The organism is Leucobacter coleopterorum (assembly GCF_011382985.1).
In the GTDB taxonomy this organism is placed as follows: Bacteria; Actinomycetota; Actinomycetes; order Actinomycetales; family Microbacteriaceae; genus Leucobacter; species Leucobacter coleopterorum.
The window spans coordinates 991,508-1,008,538 of record NZ_CP049933.1; the positions used below are offsets into that span (position 1 = coordinate 991,508).

The window sequence follows — 17,031 nt, forward strand, 5'->3', positions numbered from 1 at the left end:
AGTGGAGGCGCAGCGGGCGCCCGTGAAACTGAGGATGCACATGTATGGAACATATTTGCGGCGCGAGCTTATCGGCCGCAGGAAGCAAACAATTATCGTTGCGATTGGGCTCGCTATTGCTGTGGCACTGGTGATCGTTGTCAATGCGCTCTCGGCAGGTGTGAGGGCAGCCCAAGAGGAATCGTTGCAGTCGGTGTACGGGGTCGGCACTGACCTCACCGTCACCGGGGCGGCGGCCGAGCCGGGGCAGGGAGGCGGTCCTCGCTTCCAGTTCGGTAGTGGTGACGGCCAAACGAGCGACGGCACAACCACACTGAGTCAGTCGCGCCTCATGGCGGATCCTCGGCGCGGCACTCTTGAAAGCTCCTCCCTGAAAACGGTGAAGAGCCTCGACGGTGTTGCCGACGCGGCGGGCGCTCTGAGCCTCACGAACTCGACGTTCTCGGGCCAGATCCCGGATCAGTCCGCCACAACTGACCAGGGCGGCGGCACTATCCAGGGCGGCGACGGACAGAGAGGTGCACCGCCCCAGGGGGGTCCCGGGGGCGGTGAGTTTGGCATCGATTCCATGACGGTGATGGGTGTTGGGCTCGACAATTCCGAGGTCGGCCCGCTCTCAGCGGTGACCGTTGACGACGGCCGTGCCCTCAAAGCGAGCGACGCCGGAACAAAGGTCGCGTTGCTCGACAGCACCTACGCGAAGAACGAAGACATTGCGGTTGGTGGTTCTGTTGAGATCGGTGGCGAATCGTTCGAGGTCGTGGGACTCGTGTCGAGCAGCACCAGTTCGGCCGACACCGCCTCCGACACCTACATTCCGCTCGATGTGGCGCAAGATCTCTCGGGAGCCGGCGACGTCGTCTCCACCGTCTACGTGCAGGCAGCATCTGCCGACGACATCTCGGCCGTTCAGTCCAAGATTGAAACTGCGCTGCCCGACGCAACGGTGAGCTCGCAGGAAGAACTCGCGGCTCAGGTATCGGGCTCCGTGAACAGCACGGTCGGCCTCATTACCAGCCTGGGCACTTGGCTGTCGGTGATCGCGCTTGCCGTCGCTGTGCTGTTGGCTGCGCTGTTCACCCTCTCCGGTGTCTCACGGCGCACACGGGAGTTCGGCACGCTGAAGGCGATTGGCTGGTCGAACCGACGCATTGTGGGGCAGGTCGCCGGTGAATCGATGGTGCAGGCCGCACTTGGCGGTGTATTTGGGATCGCCATTGGTGGTCTTGCGGTGTGGATCCTGAACGTTGTTTCACCCACGATCTCCTCCGCGGCAAGCAGCGCGAGTGCTGGTGCTGGCTCGGGCGGTGGCCCGGGTGGCGGCATGGGGCCAGGATCGGGTGGCTCCGGCGGCGCAGCGCAGGCAGCCGACATCGTGTTGAACGCTCCGCTGACACCGTGGATTCTGTTGGCCGCGCTCGGCCTGGCCATTGCAGGCGGACTCATCGCCGGGGCTCTCGGCGGCGTGCGCGCCTCCCGCCTCAGCCCGGCCGAAGCCCTCCGATCCGTCAACTAACGCTGAAAGAGAAGGAATGATCATGATGACTGAAACGACGAACACCGCGGCAGAAGCAGCGGAGGTGACGGAGATTCCCGTGCTGCTCTCACTGCGAGACGTCACGAAAACCTACCAGGGCAGGGGCGCGAGGTTCAAGCGCTCAAGGGTGTTGACCTCAACATTCAGGCCGGAGATTTCATCACCATCCAGGGCCCCACAGGGGAGGCAAATCGACGCTGTTGCAACTGCTGGGAGCACTAGACGCGCCAAGTTCTGGCTCGCTCTGGGTTGGCCAGACGGATCTTGCGAAGGCGAGCGTAAAAGAAGCGACAAGAATTCGAGCCGAAGAGATCGGCTTTGTATTCCAGGCGTTCAATCTCATTCCAACGCTCACAGCGCTCGAAAACGTCGAGATGGGGCTCGTACCGATTGGGGTACAAGCGGACGAGCGTCGCAGCCGTGCCGAAGAGGCTTTGCGTAGGGTCGGGCTTGGGGATCGCGGCGACCATCGACCGGGGGAGCTTTCGGGTGGGCAGCAGCAGCGTGTCGCGATTGCGCGGGCCATTGTGAAGGGGCCGCGGATCCTGCTCGCCGACGAACCGACGGGCAACCTCGACGAGCGGATGCGCGATGAGATTCTCGATGTGCTGACCGGACTGAATCAGAACGGACTCACGATGGTGCTGGTGACACACGACTCCGCCGTGGCGAAGCGGGCGTCGCGCAGACTGCGGCTCGACGCGGGAAAAATTACTGAGCTGTAGTCGGTCTGCGCTGTAGCCTGGAGGCATGGGCACCAAGACTGAAACCATGGACTTCTTAGTCGATCAGTTGAGCGGCTTGCCAAACATTCGCAGCAAACGAATGTTTGGCGAGTACGCGCTCTACTGCGACGAGAAGGTCGTGGCGTTTGTGTGCGACGACGAACTGTTCATTAAGCCCACGGATGCCGGGCGCGAGTACATCGGAGACCCGGAGGAGGCTCCCGCCTACCCCGGGTCGAAGCTGTACTTTCGCGTGAGCGGGGACCGCTGGGAAGACCGCGAATGGCTCACAGGACTCATCGATGCAACCGCGGCCGTGTTGCCGCTGCCGAAACCGAAGAAACCAAAGGTGAAGAAGTAGTCACTCGCCCAGAAGCGCAGGAAACACAAAGTCGGTGTTGAGCGGTGCCATGTCGGGCGGTCAATGCGAGGATCGACCCACTCGAGGTGCTCGATTTCAGCGCGGGGGTTGGCGCTCGCCGCCGCCTCAAGAAACGGGTGTTCAAACACGGCTGCCTCGACGACGTGTCCGGGTTCGTTTGCTGCTGATGCTCTGAACACACCCAACTCGCTGAGGTGTGAAACGTCGAGGTTGATCCCGAGCTCTTCTAAAAACTCTCGCACCGCGGTGTCGCGCGGATGTTCCCCTGGTTCGTGTTTGCCTCCGGGCAGCATGAGAGCCCCCGTGCCGCGCTTGCGAACGTTGAGTACCTCACCCCGCTCGTTCCGCATCACAACCGCGCTGACGCGAATGATCCGGCTCACAGCGCAGCGCCCGACTGTGCGGAGAGCTCGGCGTAGTCTTGTGCGCTCAGCCGGTCGGCAATAACGGGAAACTCGCGGCGCACCTCAGCGACCTGTGCGGCGTCAACCTCGACGATCAGCACTTCTTCGCCGTCCCCACACTCGCCAACAATCCGCCCGCTGGGATCGATTACGCGGCTGAAGCCACCGAGCTGAACATCGCCCTGGGTGCCGCAGGCATTGCAGGCGAACACCCAGATTTGATGCTCCACGGCTCGCGCCTGCGATAGCAGCGTCCAGTGCTCTCGTCGAGCCGCTGGCCAGGCGGCAGGAACGACGACCGCATCGGCACCGCGAGCACTGAGCTCTTGCCAGAGGCCCGGAAAGCGCAGGTCGTAGCAGGTGGTGCTGCCGAGTTCGCCGAGCGGGGTACCGACAACGCTCAGGCGATCTCCCGGTGTGAGCAGCTGCGACTCGAGCGACTGGTACCCAAACACGTGGATCTTGCGATACGTTTGCGCAACTTCGCCGTTCGCGTCAACGAGAACCGCGGTGTTGTGCAGTGCGTCATCGGCCCCTCGTTCGATAACGCTGCCGAGGTGGATCGCTGATCCCAAATCTTTGGCGACTCGCCGCGCCATGGAGACGGTGGGGCCGTCGAGGCCCTCTGCCAGTTCGGCGTAATGCTCGAAGTTGAAGTAGCCCGCGCTCCAGAGTTCGGGCAACACAAATAGGTCGATGCGCTCCTGCTGGCGGAGCATATCTTCGACTCGATCGATTCGTTCGGCCTGTGACTCTGAGTCGGGGCTCGCGATCTGCAGAAGGGCGACTCGGCGAGCAGCGGTCGGTGGTTGTGTCATCCCTCCAGCCTACGCCGCACCAAGCGCGCAGCGCGGTAGTGCAGAATGGCAGTATGAGCATCGACACGGCTGAGTTGCCTGACGCTGACGGACCAGAGGATCGCCCAACACCCGCCGGAAATCCCGGCTGGCTAAGCGATGATGAGCTGAGCTTCGTACGGGGCCGGATCCCGGTCGTGTACATCGAGGCTGTACCGGTGCGCCTGGACGGAACCGGACGAGTGACCGAGGTCGGTTTGCTGCTGCGCGGTACACCCGAGGGTGAGATGACTCGTTCTCTTGTCGCGGGCCGAGTCCGTTACGGTGAAACGCTGCGCGAGGCGCTTTTCCGGCATTTGGAGAACGACCTTGGGCCCATGGCGTTCCCGCAAATCCCTGCATCGATCGTGCCGACCCAAGTGGCGGAGTACTTTCCGATGCCGGGCATTTCAGCGTATGTCGATGCCCGTCAGCACGCGATCTCGCTTGTGTATGTGGTTTCGGTTACGGGGACTTGCAACCCGCGGCAGGACGCGCTTGAGATCACCTGGATGTCTCCCGAAGAGGCGCTTTCAGAGGAGACCCTTCTGGAACTGCAGGGTGGCCGTGGCACCCTGTTGCGCCAGGCGCTCGCGAGTGTTGGCTGTTAGCGTTTCCTGCCTCAGCTAGCGCTTGTGCCAAACGATCAGGTGCGCTCGTGAGAAGCCGCGGCTGCACTTGGCACACGAAGTGATGCGTGTTGGCTTGCGAAACCTGAAGTGTTCGTGCCCCGAGGGGCAGGTGCCCTTCCAGGGTGCCCGCTCGTGGGCGATTTCTCCATCGTGCGTACGCCCACCAATATAACCGAGCTGCTCAGCGGTGTGCTTCCACACGGGCCCGTGGGCAGCATCGGGACCCGCAATCGCATGAGCCACCTCGTGCAGGAGAACTTGGTGGATCTCGTCGTCCTCGAATTTCTCACTGAGGTAGCGTGACACGGTTATCTTGCGATCCGTGAAGTTGCACAGTCCGGCGCGGCGTTTTGCGTTGTCAAAGCCAAAACTCCACTGCTCCGGGTCGAGGTGCATACGAATGAGAGCATCGGCCCACACTCGAACTCTTGCCGGATCAGCCATTGCCAAACAGCTCTCGTGCCGGTGCCGGGGAATCCACCGCCGTTGCGTCAGTGACAGGAACAGTGCCGCGTGTGAACTCTTCAAGTTCACGACCAGTGAGTAATCTTGCGGGTGTGGCCCGCCAGCCAGGAGACGGGGGAGCCACTCAAGGTCACCGTTTGACTCGCTTGAGTTGGAAGCGATCAGAACGACATTGCCAAATCGTCGTCCTTTGAGTACCTGCGGTTCGGCGATGGCAACAACCGAGGTAAAAAGGCTCTCAAGCGTTGCTGCTTGGCCGCGCACAAACGGCAGCCCCTTGCCGTCCGCCGCGTTAATGACCACCATGCCATCGGGTGAGAGCAATGGGCGCACCAGCTCATAAAACTCGACACTTGAAACATGCGCGGGCGTCTGCGAGCCAGCAAAGATATCGACGACCACCAGATCCATCGCGCTCTGCATGCCCTCGGGGAGTTTTGCGAGCACCTCGCGAGCATCACCCCTCCGCACGCGAATGCTCGCCTGTTTGGGCAGCGGCGCGGCCTCCCGCACCATATCGACGAGTGCCCCTCGATCTCGATAACTTGCTGTCGGCTACCGGGACGGGTCGCCTCGATATAGCGAGGGAGTGTAAATGCCCCACCGCCCAGGTGCAGTGCAGAGATTGCTTTGCGTTCGGGGCGGAACAGGTCGATCACATGACCAATGCGGCGCACGTACTCAAAGAACAGCTCGCTCGGATCTCGCAGGTTGACGTGCGATTGCGGGGTGCCGTCAACCACTAGCTGGATCGCGCCCGGTACCCAGCGGTCCTCTTCGAGTTCTGCGAGCAGCCCTGAACTGAGGGTGATCGGTTCGGGCAGGATCACGCCAGACCCAACTCCTCTATCTTTCGCAGCATGTCAGCGTTTGAAGGCTCAACCTGGTGGCTGCTGTCGGGGTACAGGATGACTGGGATGTTGGTGCGTCCGCTGATATCTTTTGCGACATCGGCGGCATCGGGATCCTGCACAAGGTCAACGTAACGATAGAGCGCCCCTGCGCGATCAAAGATCATCTTTGCCCTGCGGCAGTCACCGCACCAGTCGGCACCGAAGATGACGGTCTCCGATAGTTTTTCTTCTTGCACGCTCATGTTAGAAACTTTACGCTGTAGGTCTGACATTGGTGATGGAAGCAGCAGAATTCTCTCGTTGTTCCTGTCGAAACCAGATTCGTCGCGCGATGATCGCTGCGCAGACGCCGAGAAGAGCACCCGCGAGTGTGTCGCTCAACCAGTGCACGTGGAGAGCCGTTCTGCTCCAGGCCATGGTGATGACCCACACAACGGCGATGACCCATACTCCGCGGCTAAGCGATTTGCTCATAGATTCAGAGCCCGCCACCATCAGCACCAACGAAATGGCGAGTGCTGCTGCACCCATGGTGTGTCCTGAGGGAAAGGAGCTGCCACTCGAGTCGTAGAGCTGGTCCCATGGGCGAGGGCGCAATACGAGGTGTTTGGTGAGTTCTGATCCGGCGATCCCCAAAATCATGGCAGTGGCCAGCGCCGCCGCATCTCGTGGACGTCGCATGACAAGCAACAAGGCGACAGCAACTGCGGTGCAAGCGACCGAACCAACGCCGCCTCCGATCTGTGCCATGAAAACAGCGACTGCATAAACGCCTGACCCGCGGCTGACCTCCGCGGTGTTGTACCACCAAGAATCGATGCCGAATGGTCCACCGTCTATGAACCGTAGGTACACGGCCAACGCAGTGAACAGAAATAGGCCGACAAGGACCCAAGGGAGGGTGCGGGGGAGCTTGGCTGACATTCCCTCACCCTAGCCAACGGAATTGAGGGAACGTGGTGCGGATCAGTAGACAGTCATGAAGGTGCGTGTTACAGTGGATAGTTGCACTTCGGACGTCGGTATGCCTTCATATAGCGGAAGGTTCCGGGAGCTGGCGCTTACGCGCAGATAAGCCTCACCCGCCTGATCCGATGCAATTCCCGCAAAACCAGGTCAACCGGCCCGACGGGGCCCACGGAGGTAGTTTCCTTGGCTGCTGCGCGTAACGCATCGTCAACCACCCACACGAAGAACGGCCGCAATCACAAGCGGCTCTCCTTTGCCAAAATTTCCGACACGCTGTCGGTGCCTAATCTTCTGGCGCTGCAGCTTGAGAGCTTTGATTGGCTCGTCGGAAGCGATGCGTGGAAAGCACGCGTCGCACAGGCCGAGGCCGAAGGGCGCGATGACATCGCGCTGAAGAGCGGCCTTGAGGAGATTTTCGACGAGATCTCGCCGATCGAAGACAATGCTGGCACCATGCAGCTGTCGTTCGAGAACCCGATCCTCGACGAACAAAAGTTCACGATTGAAGAGTGCAAGGAGCGGGGTAAAACCTACTCCGCGCCGCTCTACGTCGAGGCAGCGTTCTACAACACTGAGACACAGGTTCTGAAGAGCCAGACGGTCTACATGGGCGATTTCCCCATCATGACCGACAAGGGCACCTTCATTATCAACGGCACCGAGCGTGTCATCGTGTCGCAGCTCGTTCGTAGCCCCGGTGTTTACTTCGAGCGCCAGCAAGAGAAGACGAGCGATAAGGACGTCTTCACCGCTCGCGTCATTCCGAGCCGCGGCGCGTGGCTTGAGTTTGAGGTCGACAAGCGCGACCAGGTCGGTGTCCGTATCGACCGTAAGCGTAAGCAGTCGGTGACCGTCTTCCTGAAGGCCCTCGGCATGACGAGCGAGGAGATCCTCGAAGAGTTCGCCGGGTACGAGTCCATCGCGCTGACTCTTGAGAAGGACGCAATCGTCACTCAAGAAGAGGCGCTGAAAGACATCTACCGCAAGCAGCGTCCGGGTGAGCAGGTTGCTATTGAGGCCGCACGTGCGCTTCTCGACAACAGCTACTTCAACGACAAGCGCTACGATCTTGCAAAGGTCGGTCGTTACAAAATCAATCGCAAGCTTGGTCTTGACGCTCCCATCACCGACTCGGTGCTGTCGCTCGAAGACATCGTTGCGACCATCAAGTACCTTGTTGGTCTGCACGCTGGCACCGAAAAGCTCCCCGGTATTCGCGACGGCAAAGCCGTTGAGATTCGCCTCGACACTGACGATATCGACCACTTCGGCAACCGTCGTATCCGCGCCGTGGGTGAGCTCATCCAGAACCAGGTGCGCACCGGCCTCAGCCGCATGGAGCGCGTTGTGCGCGAGCGTATGACGACGCAGGATATTGAGGCGATTACGCCGAACACCCTGATCAACACGCGCCCCGTGCTCGCGGCGATCAAGGAGTTCTTCGGCACCTCGCAGCTGTCGCAGTTCATGGATCAGAACAACCCGCTCGCGGGCCTGACCAATAAGCGCCGCCTCTCCGCGCTCGGCCCGGGTGGCTTGAGCCGTGACCGCGCAGGCGTTGAGGTTCGAGACGTTCACCCGTCGCACTACGGTCGCATGTGCCCCATCGAGACTCCGGAAGGCCCGAACATTGGTCTGATCGGCGCCCTCGCGACCTTCGCGCGCATCAACGCGTTCGGCTTCATTGAGACGCCGTACCGCCGCGTGATCGACGGCAAGGCAACCGAGCAGGTTGACTACCTGACCGCGCACGAAGAGGACGAGTACCTCATCGCACAGGCTGGTGCTCCGCTCGACAAGAACGGCAAGTTTGCTGAGAAGCAGGTCCTTGCTCGTCCCCGTGGCTCTGAGGTTGTTCTTGTCGACGCTGATCGTGTTGACTACATGGACGTTTCGCCTCGCCAGATGGTGTCGGTTGCGACCTCGCTCATTCCGTTCCTTGAGCACGACGATGCAAACCGCGCGCTCATGGGTGCGAACATGCAGCGCCAGGCGGTTCCGCTTGTGCGCAGCGAGTCGCCGCTCGTTGGCACCGGTATGGAGGGCTACGCCGCCATTGACGCTGGTGACGTGATCACCGCTCAGAAGGCCGGCGTCATCTCCGATGTATCAGCTGACGTTGTGACCATCCAGCAGGATGAGGGTGGCACAAAGAGCTACTTCATGCGCAAGTTCGACCGCTCGAACCAGGGCACGAACTACAACCACCGCGTCATCGTGAAGGCTGGCGAGCGCATCGAAGAGGGCGAGGTTATCGCTGATGGCCCCGCAACCGAAAACGGTGAGCTTGCACTCGGGAAGAACCTGCTCGTCGCATTCATGTCGTGGGAGGGACACAACTTCGAGGACGCCATCATCCTGAGCCAGAACCTGGTGAAGGACGACACGCTCTCGTCGATCCACATCGAAGAGTACGACGTCGACGCTCGCGACACCAAGCTCGGTAAAGAGGAGATCACCCGTGATCTGCCCAATGCCAGCATGGAGGCGCTGAAAGACCTCGACGAGCGCGGTATTATCCGCATCGGCGCTGAGGTTGCCCCCGGCGACATCCTCGTAGGTAAGGTCACCCCGAAGGGCGAGACCGAGCTCTCGGCCGAGGAGCGCCTGCTCCGCGCGATCTTCAACGAGAAGAGCCGCGAGGTGCGCGACACGTCACTCAAGGTGCCCCACGGCGTCTCGGGTACGGTTACCTCTGTCAAGGTATTCGACGCAGAGAACGACAACGACGACGAGCTTGGCTCGGGTGTCAACCAGCGTGTGGTTGTCTATATTGCGCAGAAGCGTAAGATCACCGAGGGCGACAAGCTTGCTGGCCGTCACGGTAACAAGGGCGTCATCTCGAAGATCCTTCCGGTCGAAGACATGCCGTTCCTCGCAGACGGTACCCCCGTTGACGTAATCCTGAACCCCCTGGGTATCCCGGGCCGAATGAACTTCGGCCAGGTGCTCGAGGTTCACCTCGGCTGGATCGCAAAGCAGGGGTGGAACGTTGAGGGTGCACCCGAGTGGGCCGCAAAGCTAGCGGAAGAGGCGCTCTCCGCTGCTCCGAACACCAAGGTTGCGACCCCGGTGTTCGACGGCGCTTCAGAGGCCGAAATCGCGGGTCTGCTCGACTCGACGCTGGAGACCCGTGATGGTGAACGCCTCATCGGATCCTCCGGTAAGACCCGTCTGTTTGACGGTCGTTCTGGCGAGCCTTACCCCTACCCGGTGTCGGTCGGCTACATGTACATCTTGAAGCTGCACCACCTGGTTGACGACAAGATCCACGCGCGTTCAACAGGCCCTTACTCCATGATTACTCAGCAGCCGCTCGGCGGTAAGGCCCAGTTTGGTGGCCAGCGCTTCGGTGAGATGGAAGTTTGGGCGCTCGAGGCCTACGGTGCAGCTTACGCACTGCAGGAGCTGCTCACGGTGAAGTCCGATGACATCCTGGGTCGCGTGAAGGTCTACGAGGCAATCGTGCGCGGGGAGAACATTCCCGAGCCCGGTGTGCCCGAGTCGTTCCGCGTGCTCATGAAGGAAATGCAGTCGCTCTGCCTGAACGTTGAGGTCCTGGGAGCTGACGGCAATGCCGTCAACCTGCGCGACAACGACGACGAGGCACACCGCACAGCGGAAGAGCTCGGCATTAACCTTTCATCCCGCTTCGAGACTTCGTCCATCGACGAAATCTAAACCGGACCAGACTTTTTAGTTACCAAGGAGAGACATTGCTCGAGGGTACAGATTTTAACGAGCTGCAGATCCGTCTGGCTACCGCCGACGACATCCGCAGCTGGTCATTCGGCGAAGTAAAGAAGCCGGAGACCATCAACTACCGCACGCTGAAGCCTGAGAAGGACGGCCTGTTCGGCGAACAGATCTTCGGACCCAGCCGCGACTGGGAGTGCGCGTGTGGCAAGTACAAGCGTGTCCGTTACAAGGGCATCGTGTGTGAGCGCTGTGGTGTGGAGGTCACCAAGTCCTCCGTGCGTCGTGAGCGCATGGGTCACATTGAGTTGGCCGCGCCCGTCACGCACATCTGGTACTTCAAAGGTGTGCCGTCACGCCTTGGCTACCTGCTCGACATGGCGCCGAAGGACCTCGAGAAGGTCATTTACTTCGCCGCGTACATGATCATCGATATCGATGAAGAGGGTCGCCATGAAGATCTTGCGGAGCTTGAGGCCGAGCTGCGGCTCGAGTTGAAGGCGCTTGAGGATCAGCGTGACATCGGGATCGCGAAGCGTCAGCAGCAGGCTGAAGCCGACCTCGCTGCGCTTGAAGCAGAAGGGGCAAAGGCAGACCAGCGCCGCCGCGCCGAGGCTTCCGCAGAGAAGGAAATGACGCTGATCCGTAAGGAGAAGGACGAGGAAATTGCTCGCCTGCAGCGTGTCTGGGAAGACTTCCGCAACCTGAAGGTCGGCGACCTAAAGCCTGAGGACGCAGTCTTCGCAGACCTCATGGATCGCTACGGTGACTACTTCGAGGCGTACATGGGTGCCGAGGCAATCAAGCGTCGCCTCGAAGCTTTCGACCTTGAAGCAGAGAGCGAGACCCTGCACCTTCAGATCTCTGAGGGCAAAGGTCAGAAGAAGATCCGCGCGATCAAGCGCCTGAAAGTTGTCAGTTCCTTCCTGCAGACCGGCGCAAGCCCTGCAGCGATGGTGCTCGACGTTGTTCCGGTGATCCCGCCCGAGCTTCGCCCGATGGTGCAGCTCGACGGTGGCCGCTTCGCGACCTCCGATCTCAACGACCTCTACCGTCGTGTGATCAACCGCAACAACCGTCTGCGTCGTCTGCTCGATCTCGGTGCTCCCGAGATCATCGTGAACAACGAGAAGCGCATGCTGCAGGAGGCCGTCGACGCACTGTTCGACAACGGTCGCCGCGGTCGTCCCGTTACAGGCACCGGTAACCGCGCACTGAAGTCACTGAGCGACATGCTCAAGGGCAAGCAGGGCCGTTTCCGTCAGAACCTTCTCGGTAAGCGCGTTGACTACTCGGGCCGTTCGGTCATCGTGGTTGGCCCGCAGCTGAAGCTGCACCAGTGTGGTCTGCCCAAACAGATGGCGCTTGAACTCTTCAAGCCGTTTGTGATCAAGCGCCTCATGGATCTGTCGCACGCACAGAACGTGAAGGCCGCGAAGCGCATGGTTGAGCGCGCGCGCTCAGAGGTGTGGGACGTGCTCGAGGAAATCATCCGCGAGCGCCCCGTGTTGCTGAACCGCGCACCGACGCTTCACCGCCTCGGCATTCAGGCGTTTGAGCCGCAGCTCGTTGAGGGTAAGGCTATTCAGCTGCACCCGCTCGTCTGCACCGCGTTCAACGCTGACTTCGATGGTGACCAGATGGCAGTTCACCTGCCGCTGTCGGTTGAGGCTCAGGCCGAGGCACGTGTGCTGATGCTCGCATCGAACAACATCCTCAAGCCGTCTGACGGTCGCCCGGTGACCCTGCCCTCACAGGACATGATCATCGGTCTGCACCACCTCACCACGATCAAGGAAGAGGGCATCGGCACCGGCCGCGCCTTCGGCACGATCGCTGAAGCCATCCTCGCGATGGACGAGGGCACCCTCGACCTGGGTGCAAAGGTAAAGCTCCGCCTTATCAGCTACACCGATGCGAACGGCGTCACCAATGAAAAGCCCGTGCTCGTAGAAACCTCTCTCGGACGCGCGCTCTTCAACGAGACGCTTCCGGCTGACTACCCTACTTCGAGCGTGTTGCCGACAAGAACAGCCTCTCCGGGCTGGTCAATGATCTGGCAGAGCGCTACCCGAAGGTAGAGGTTGCGGCGACGCTTGACCGCATCAAAGACGCCGGTTTCTACTGGGCTTCGCGCTCTGGTATTACCGTTGCGCTCTCTGACGTGGTGACCCCACCCAACAAGGGCGAGATCATTTCCGAGCACGAGAAGCGCGCGGCGAAGATCCAGCGCGATTACGATCGCGGCATGATCCAGGACAGTGAGCGTAAGAAGGCGCTGACCGAAATCTGGACCGAGGCCACTGACGAGGTCGCCGCGGCCATGCGCGACGCGTTCCCCGCAGACAACACCATCTTCCGCATGGTGTCGTCGGGTGCTCGTGGTAACTGGTTGCAGATCCGCAACATCGCAGGTATGCGTGGCCTGGTGTCGAACCCGAAGGGTGAGATTATCCCTCGCCCGATTATCAACTCGTACCGTGAGGGACTGTCAGTTGCGGAGTACTTCATCGCGACCCACGGTGCTCGTAAGGGTCTTGCTGATACCGCGCTTCGTACCGCTGACTCGGGTTACCTGACTCGTCGTCTGGTTGACGTCTCACAAGACGTCATCATCCGTGAAGAGGATTGCGCCACCAAGCGTGGCCTCGACCTGCCGATCGCCGAGGCCGACGCCAACGGTGTGCTCGTCATGGATGAAGACGTCGAGAACTCGGTCTACGCACGTACCCTCGCAACCGACGCTCTCGACGCTTCGGGTGCTGTCGTGGCTACCGCTGGTGAAGACGTCGGAGACGTGCTCATCGAGAAGCTCGTTGCTGCCGGTGTCACCGAGATCAAGGTTCGCTCCGTGCTGACGTGTGAGTCCGCGGTTGGCGTTTGCGCCACCTGCTACGGCCGCTCGCTCGCAACCGGTCAGCGCGTCGACATCGGTGAGGCCGTTGGCATCATCGCCGCACAGTCGATTGGTGAGCCCGGTACCCAGCTGACGATGCGTACCTTCCACACCGGTGGTTCTGCATCTGCTGACGACATCACCCAGGGTCTGCCCCGCGTGCAGGAGCTCTTCGAGGCGCGTACCCCCAAGGGTGCGTCGCCGATCGCAGAGGCCGCCGGTCGCGTCATCATCGAAGACACGGAGAAGAGCCGTCGCGTTCTTCTTACGCCCGATGACGGCACAGAAGAGAAGGCATACCCCGTGCTGAAGCGTGCGACCCTCCTCGTTGAGGACGGCGACCACGTCGAGCTCGGCCAGCCTTTCCTCGCCGGTACTCTCGACCCGAAGGACATCCTTCAGGTCGGCTCGACCGAGAATGGCAAGCACATTCCCGGTGAGCGTGCCGTTCAGAAGTACCTCGTTGAGGGCGTGCAGGGTGTCTACCGCTCGCAGGGTGTGCCGATCCACGACAAGCACATCGAGGTTATTGTTCGCCAGATGCTGCGTAAGGTGACCGTCGTTGACCACGGCGAGACCGAAATGCTGCCGGGTGAGCTGATTGACCGGGCGCGTTACCAGCGGGTCAACCGCGAGGCGCTGCTCGAGGGCAAGCGCGTTGCTACGGCTCGTCCCGAGGTCATGGGTATCACCAAGGCCTCACTCGCGACCGAGTCGTGGCTGTCGGCCGCGTCGTTCCAGGAAACGACCCGCGTGCTCACGCAGGCCGCGATGGAGGGATCGAAGGATCCGCTCATCGGTCTCAAGGAGAACGTCATCATCGGTAAGCTCATCCCGGCCGGTACCGGCCTCGGTGTGTACCGCGATGTTGACGTGCAGGCAACCGAGGAGGCTAAGGCGGAGCGTTACCCGAACCGTCTGTTCGCCACCGAGGGCACCTTCGACGAGAACGATCTGTCGTTCGTGGACTTCGACAGCTTCACCGCTGACGAGTTCAACCCGGGCAACTACAGCTAGGGTTTCGTAGCAGAACAGCGGGCCTCCACTTCCTAAGAAGTGGGGGCCCGTTGTCGTTTTTCGCGCCGTGCCGCGCGTGATCGCAAGAATTGCTCGCACGGCTTGTACTGTTGCGGCACAACGTTCGTGTTTCGGAGGCATTTTCGAAACATATCGGGCCGTTACGAGAGGTACAGCGATGAACGAGAACCGCGAGACACCCGCATCGAGGGCTGCGGAGACCCCGGAATCCTCGGCCAACCCTGGAGCCGCGATCGAAGAAACCGAAGCGACCACCACCGAAGTGCAGGACGCCGTAACCAGGGCGACCAGTGTCGACGAGGCCGAGGTTATTGTTGCTGAGCCGGTTGTCTCACCGGATAACAGTGCCGAGCTCGCGGAGGCTGCTGCAGAGGCCGAGCGTTTGCGCCGCGAGCAGGTCTCCAAAGTCGATACCGAGCTCAATCTGGAGCCAGTTTCTACTCCGGTTAAAACGGTACGCGTTGGCATGCTCGAAGAAATGCCGAGTGCCGGTCCCGAAGACACGGGGTTTGGTGCTGCGGTTCTTGATACGCCCGCACGCGACGGTGAGATCAGGATCAGCAGCGACCATCCCATGGCGGGCTTTTACACGCAGACCCCAACGCCGCCAGATATTCGGGGCAATCGTGGCGCGGGTATCCTTATCTCGCTGCTGGCTACCATCGGATTCTCGGCGCTCCTCGCGGGAGTGATGTTGGCGGAGTTTGGAATCACGATTAACCCTTCCCGGGCGATCGACCTCTTCTTTGGTGCAAATCTGCACTGGGTGTACTTCGCTGCGGTCGGCGCTTTCCTTGCAGCACTGGTGGTGTTGGTGGCGATCGTCGGGCGGGCCGGTTGGTGGGCATATGTGCTTGGCGGCTTTATCGTGGCCGTCCTCGTCTGGTTGGCGACAACACTGTCGCTGTCTGCCGTGTCAGACGGTATTCAGAAGACAATTGGCGGCCTTCCAGGGCAATCAGGGTCAAGCTTCGGTGATTTGCTCAGGGTGTATGGCCTGTCCTTGCCCGCGATTGCCGCTGGAGTTCTCGCTCGCGAGGTCACTGTATGGTTCGGCGCTTGGATTGGTGCCCGCGGGCGCAAGATGAAGGCTCGCAACGCCGTTGCCCTTGCTGAGTACGAAGAGGCCAAAGCTGAAGCGCAGGTGAAGCAGCCATGACGGATGGCTCCCGCCGCGGGGTGACTCGGGGCTATGTTGGGAGCCTGATCATGGCCGCTGTGATTGTTGCCGTGGCTTTGCTTGTCGCCACCTGGGGCCTTTTAGCGCTCGGAATGGATCGTGATCCCGTATCGAGTGATGACGTCATGAGTTGGGCCGCGCCCCTGGTACTCTGTTTCGCGCTTGCTGCGCTCTCTCTGACGCTTTGGCAGCAGGCGATCGCACTGCTTCGCGGGCAAAAGGGCCCTGCCTGGGGGCATATTGTGGCGGTCTCGTTGGGGTCCTATCTGCTGTGGAGCCTAGGTGGAAACCTCGCGGGCATGTCGATCGACGACACCTGGGTGAGTCCCTTCGCCGTCACACTCGTTCCGGTCTGGGGTATGACCTGCATCCTCTTCTGGGCAGTTCTTGCTCGTCGCCTGTACACTGATCGGCCAACACCTAGGTGGCCCTGGGAGCGCGCAGAGGAGGACGATTGACCGTGACTGCAGCGATCGAAGAGCGGGTGAGTGTCGCAGTTAACAGTTGGCTCAGATGGGTGCCGAGTTGGCAACCTGGGACCCATCGCGGCCGCGCAAAACTGTGCCGCAGATGCACAGGGTCCCCGATTCTCGCCGCTTCAGGTATGCCCGAAGGAACTCCACACCAGGTCACACACGCGCTGGTTTCTCGAATGCAGCGCATCATCGACAAGTGGGTCGACGACTACACCGCCGCCGAGCTACCCGCGCTTCACGCGGAACTCACGGGGGAGGAACTGTGGCGAGCCAAAGGATATGATCCCGCAGCCGGGCTTGAACCTGAGTATGACGGAATCCATCCCGACCCTGAGCTAGACGAGGGTGAGCAGCCGTTCCTGTTTACGCTCACTGGATTAGCCCAAGAAATGAAACCGGAACCGCCGCTTCCCCGTCCTCCTCTGAGTGCAGAAGAGAAACGACAACTGCGCCAAGAGATTCACCTCGCAGATACCTGTGCTGAAGATGCCGGGCGCGAAGTCTGTTTTGCGCTTGTGGGTCATCGTCCGAGGATCAAAGCCGCGGTGCAAAGATTCGTCGAGCCGCAGATTCAGGCAATTATCGACGATCTGAGCCGCAACCTCGAACCACCCCAGTAGTCAGCTGTCGAGATTGTTGTCGCTGTACCTCTGAATTATGTCGACAACTTGCGTGATTGCCTTTGTGTCGAACGTCGAAACCGCAGCCTTTGGGCCATTTGCAGACATTCCCTGGAAGTTTGACTAAGCAATTGGTGGAGGTGTGAAGAATGTGCCGGTGGCGGAGGCTGGGCTGCGTGTTCTTGCAGTGTCTTTGGCTATCTGTGGGAAGTGCCGGTGCTGAGGAGGGAGCCCGGGGGCCGTGAACGTCGTTCCTGAAGGTGATTTCTTCGAACTGAGCACATTCGGGAGGCGTCATCGAAACCGTCAGTTCGATGACGG

12 protein-coding genes and 3 pseudogenes are annotated in these 17,031 nt (G+C 60.8%); 9 read left to right on the plus strand and 6 right to left on the minus strand.

Translation table 11 applies throughout. From position 1 onward, the window contains the following. The first annotated feature begins 40 nt into the window (after positions 1-40). The 3 genes from G7066_RS04575 (at position 41) to G7066_RS04585 (ending at position 2,623) form a co-directional block, all read left to right on the plus strand. Positions 41-1,516 carry an ABC transporter permease gene (locus G7066_RS04575; RefSeq protein WP_166329413.1) on the plus strand — a complete coding sequence of 492 codons (1,476 nt, stop codon included), beginning with the start codon at positions 41-43 and terminating at the stop codon, positions 1,514-1,516. Positions 1,517-1,737: 221 nt separating this feature from the next. After that, positions 1,738-2,262 (plus strand): ABC transporter ATP-binding protein, encoded by a 525-nt coding sequence (locus tag G7066_RS04580; RefSeq protein ID WP_425280753.1) that lies wholly within the window; start codon positions 1,738-1,740, stop codon positions 2,260-2,262. Between the two features lie 25 nt (positions 2,263-2,287). Then, positions 2,288-2,623 (plus strand): TfoX/Sxy family protein, encoded by a 336-nt coding sequence (locus tag G7066_RS04585; RefSeq protein ID WP_166329415.1) that lies wholly within the window; start codon positions 2,288-2,290, stop codon positions 2,621-2,623. A gap of 128 nt (positions 2,624-2,751) precedes the next feature. Here G7066_RS04585 and G7066_RS04590 read toward each other — a convergent pair. Both G7066_RS04590 and G7066_RS04595 read right to left on the minus strand, forming a co-directional pair. Continuing rightward, a pseudogene (locus G7066_RS04590) lies at positions 2,752-2,994 on the minus strand (NUDIX hydrolase); the annotation flags it as partial. 29 nt (positions 2,995-3,023) lie between these two features. Then, the gene (locus tag G7066_RS04595) at positions 3,024-3,866 is read right to left on the minus strand and encodes a carbon-nitrogen family hydrolase (RefSeq protein ID WP_166329417.1); all 843 of its coding nucleotides are present in this window, start codon (positions 3,864-3,866) and stop codon (positions 3,024-3,026) included. Between the two features lie 53 nt (positions 3,867-3,919). Here G7066_RS04595 and G7066_RS04600 point away from each other — a divergent pair, with 53 nt between their 5' ends. Then, on the plus strand, positions 3,920-4,495 hold the full coding sequence (locus G7066_RS04600) for an NUDIX hydrolase family protein (RefSeq protein ID WP_166329419.1): 576 nt from the start codon (positions 3,920-3,922) through the stop codon (positions 4,493-4,495). Between the two features lie 15 nt (positions 4,496-4,510). Here G7066_RS04600 and G7066_RS04605 read toward each other — a convergent pair whose 3' ends face one another. From G7066_RS04605 to G7066_RS04620, 4 genes and pseudogenes are all read right to left on the minus strand, one after another. Next, the gene (locus G7066_RS04605; protein WP_166329421.1) at positions 4,511-4,960 is read right to left on the minus strand and encodes a SprT-like domain-containing protein; all 450 of its coding nucleotides are present in this window, start codon (positions 4,958-4,960) and stop codon (positions 4,511-4,513) included. Then, positions 4,953-5,811, minus strand: a pseudogene (locus tag G7066_RS04610) (spermidine synthase). The gene G7066_RS04605 and the pseudogene G7066_RS04610 overlap by 8 nt, the downstream one beginning before the upstream one ends. Next, positions 5,808-6,077 carry a glutaredoxin domain-containing protein gene (locus G7066_RS04615; protein WP_166329423.1) on the minus strand — a complete coding sequence of 90 codons (270 nt, stop codon included), beginning with the start codon at positions 6,075-6,077 and terminating at the stop codon, positions 5,808-5,810. The pseudogene G7066_RS04610 and the gene G7066_RS04615 overlap by 4 nt, the downstream one beginning before the upstream one ends. A gap of 10 nt (positions 6,078-6,087) precedes the next feature. Continuing rightward, entirely contained in the window at positions 6,088-6,759 is a 672-nt protein-coding gene (locus G7066_RS04620) for a phosphatase PAP2 family protein (RefSeq protein WP_166329425.1), read from the minus strand. Between the two features lie 228 nt (positions 6,760-6,987). On the opposite strand from G7066_RS04620, the gene rpoB reads away from it, so the two are divergent. From rpoB to G7066_RS04645, 5 genes and pseudogenes are all read left to right on the plus strand, one after another. Then, positions 6,988-10,485, plus strand: a complete 3,498-nt coding sequence (gene rpoB, locus G7066_RS04625; protein ID WP_166329427.1) for a DNA-directed RNA polymerase subunit beta — start codon at positions 6,988-6,990, stop codon at positions 10,483-10,485. Between the two features lie 35 nt (positions 10,486-10,520). Then, a pseudogene (gene rpoC, locus G7066_RS04630) lies at positions 10,521-14,413 on the plus strand (DNA-directed RNA polymerase subunit beta'). Between the two features lie 178 nt (positions 14,414-14,591). Then, on the plus strand, positions 14,592-15,593 hold the full coding sequence (locus G7066_RS04635; protein WP_166329429.1) for a Na+/H+ antiporter NhaA: 1,002 nt from the start codon (positions 14,592-14,594) through the stop codon (positions 15,591-15,593). Beyond that, complete coding sequence (locus G7066_RS04640) at positions 15,590-16,072, plus strand: hypothetical protein (protein WP_166329431.1); 483 nt, start codon at positions 15,590-15,592, stop codon at positions 16,070-16,072. Before G7066_RS04635 ends, G7066_RS04640 begins: the two co-directional genes overlap by 4 nt. 146 nt (positions 16,073-16,218) lie before the next feature. After that, on the plus strand, positions 16,219-16,710 hold the full coding sequence (locus G7066_RS04645; RefSeq protein ID WP_244303290.1) for a spermidine/putrescine ABC transporter substrate-binding protein: 492 nt from the start codon (positions 16,219-16,221) through the stop codon (positions 16,708-16,710). The last annotated feature ends 321 nt before the right edge of the window (positions 16,711-17,031 follow it).